The organism is Cucumibacter marinus DSM 18995, from assembly GCF_000429865.1.
In the GTDB taxonomy this organism is placed as follows: Bacteria; Pseudomonadota; Alphaproteobacteria; order Rhizobiales; family Devosiaceae; genus Cucumibacter; species Cucumibacter marinus.
Window position 1 is genome coordinate 1 of sequence record NZ_AUCR01000025.1, and the last position, 2938, is coordinate 2938.

Below are 2938 nucleotides of genomic sequence, written 5' to 3' on the forward strand. Positions count from 1 at the left end.
CCCAGCACAATGCTGCGCTTGTCGAGGAGACCAACGCCGCCATCGAGCAAACGGAAGCGCAAGCAACAGAGCTCGATCAGATCGTGGCGATCTTCCAGATCGACGATCAAGGTGCGGGCAGTGGCGTCAGGGTCGATGGGGGAGACAAGTCCTCCTCCGAGAAGGGGCGCGGGATCAAGGCGCTTCAGGAGAAGGTCAAAACGGCCGCCTCGACCTATCTCAGCCACGGCAATGCCGCCATCGACAAGGACTGGGAAGAGTTCTGACCGGACCTCAAATAGCAGATCTTGTGCAAAGAGCCGGCCCGAAAGGGTCGGCTTTTTCACTATTTGTAATTGAATCAAGACTTAAAATAACGCAGCTGGAACGTTCGGCAGGCCGGAGTGGTCGTCGGGCGATGGGATGCCAGGAATACCTCTGACCTGAAAACCACTCATGCCAAGGATAACCATGCCATTCACATTCACGTCCAAGACCATGATCACAGCCGCTGCCGTTCTTCTGATGACTGCGCCAGCCGCCGTGGCCCAGTCGGAAGATTATCAGGAGCGGCTTACCGAACTTGCCAATACCGCAATCGCTGAATTTGCCCAGGAGCCGATCATTACCGACGCGATTATCGCGCAGAACATCGAGACCGGCGAATATGGCTTTGCCGAGATCGAAGCCCTCGATGAGGAGTGGCGCGCCGAAGCTTCCGGCGGTGACGGTGACATGATTTCCACGGCCCTGAATTCCGAGGCGTCGCAATGGCTTGCGGGTATCCAGAAACAATCGGACGGGCTTTATACCGAGATCTTTGTGACCGATGCCGTCGGTCTCAACGTCGCGCAGAGCGCGGCGACGTCTGACTACTGGCAAGGCGATGAAGACAAATGGCGCGACAGCTTCGGCGTTGGCGCTGGTGCCATTCACATCGGTGAGGTCGAGCAGGACGAATCGACCCAGATGCTCCAGACCCAGGTCAGCATCACCATTACCGATCCCGAAAGCGGCGAACCGATCGGTGCGGTCACCGTCGGCATCGATCTTTCCAAGATCTAACCTTGCCAGGCGCTGAATGGCGCCAGGCAGAATTTGCATGCACCCCCAAGGCCTTGGCTTTGGGGGTTTTCTTTTCGATGTTAAGAAAAAGCGACAATTATGCTTAGGCTTGAAGTACCGGCGGGGCGGTGTGGAAAGCTTGATGACATAAATAACAAAATTTTAAATCAAACCCGCTCTAATCACATTGTAACGCACAGGAAAACCACCTGTCAGGGCGCCGAATTCTCTGCTTAGACGCAAGAAAATTGCAGATACACCAGTACTAGTACGTATCTCTTGCGAAAAATCCGCGAAATTCGGCCAGGTTGGACACCAGCAGCGGCCATGGGCCGAGGATGCGGACGATGAACATTCTCAAACGATTCAAGCTGTCAAAGGCTTTGCCGGCAATCATGATCTCCGGAGGATTGATGATGGGCGCCGGCGTCGGCTTTGCCAGCTATCAGATTGCAGCGGATGCGCTGATGGAACAAACGCGCGTCAAACTGAATGCGATCGCATCGTCGCGCGCCAGTCAGATCAAGGATTACGTGCAATCGGTGAAGACCGACCTGTTGACCCAGTCGGAAAGCAATGGCGTCAGCCAGGCGATTCAGGGGCTCGATGCGGCCTGGGGCAATCTGGCCCAGACCGGTGATCCCTTCACGATCCTTGATGCCGCCTATGGTTCGGGTAATCCCAATCCGCTTGGCGAGCGCGACAAGCTGATCGCGGCGGATACCAACTCCCGCTATGACCGTATTCACGGCCGGTTCCACGGCTTCTTCCGCAAGCTCCTGCAGCGCAATGGCTACTACGATGTCTTTCTGTTCAATCCCAAGGGCGACCTGATCTATTCGGTAGCCAAGGAAGCCGATTTTGCGACGCGGTTTTCCGAGGATGGCGGGCAATGGGCTGATACCGATCTGGGGCGCGCCTTCCGCGAAGCGGCGACCCTGCCAAATGGAGAAGTCGCCTATTTCGACATGGCCGCCTATGCGCCGAGCAACGGTGCCCCCGCTAGTTTCATGTCCGCGCCGGTCTATGACGATGCCGATACGCTGCTGGGCGTGATCGCCTATCAGATCTCCATCAACGAAGCCAATTCGGTCACTTCGGATCGCGTGGGGTTGGGGCAGACGGGTGAAACCGTCATTGTCGGACGCGACCTCACCATGCGGAATGACTCAGAGCTTTCCGGAGCCGACGATACGCTGACAACCCGGGTCGACAGTCCGCTCGTGCAGGCGGCAATCGATGGCGAGGCCGGTTTCGGTCAAATCAATGGCTATCGCGGTATCCCGCTTTTCGCCGCGGCGACACCCATGAGCTTTGAAGGTGTCGACTGGGCCATCGTAACGGTGCAGGCGCGGGACGAGGCGCTCGGCCCTCTTGTCGATATGCGCAATCTCATCTTCGCCATTGGCGGGCTGATGATCCTTTCCGCTGCCATCGTCTCGATCCTGATCGCGCGGATGATCACCAAGCCAGTCACCCGGCTGACCGGCGTCATGGGAACGCTTGCCAAGGGCGAATACGATGTCGAGATCGAGGGCGCCGACGGGCGTGATGAAATCGCGGATATGGCGCGCGCGGTCGAGGTATTTCGGGCCAACGGCATCAAGGTCGCCGAAATGACCGAGGAAGAGGCCGCACGTATCGAACGCAATCGTGTGGAGCGGGCCCGCATGATGAGTGAACTTCAAGGCGCGTTCGGCGAAGTCGTCGACGCCGCGGTCGCCGGAAATTTCGGCAAGCGCGTTGACGCCAAGTTCCCCGATGAGGAACTCAACCAGCTGGCGGGTTCGGTCAACAATCTCGTCTCGACGGTTGAGCGCGGCCTTGACGAGACGGCGGATGTTCTGAGTGCTTTGGCGCAGACCGATCTGACCCAGCGGGTGGAAGGGGAGTA

General features: G+C 57.9%; 2 protein-coding genes and 1 pseudogene. All 3 read left to right on the forward strand.

What is annotated here, in order from left to right; all coding sequences use genetic code 11:
* Positions 1–266, forward strand: a pseudogene (locus G489_RS22590) (methyl-accepting chemotaxis protein); the annotation flags it as partial.
* 184 nt (positions 267–450) lie between these two features.
* Positions 451–1044, forward strand: a complete 594-nt coding sequence (locus G489_RS0110860; RefSeq protein ID WP_051332544.1) for a PDC sensor domain-containing protein — start codon at positions 451–453, stop codon at positions 1042–1044.
* A gap of 347 nt (positions 1045–1391) precedes the next feature.
* The coding region (locus tag G489_RS0110865; RefSeq protein WP_029041554.1) for a cache domain-containing protein at positions 1392–2938 on the forward strand (1547 nt) is incomplete at its 3' end.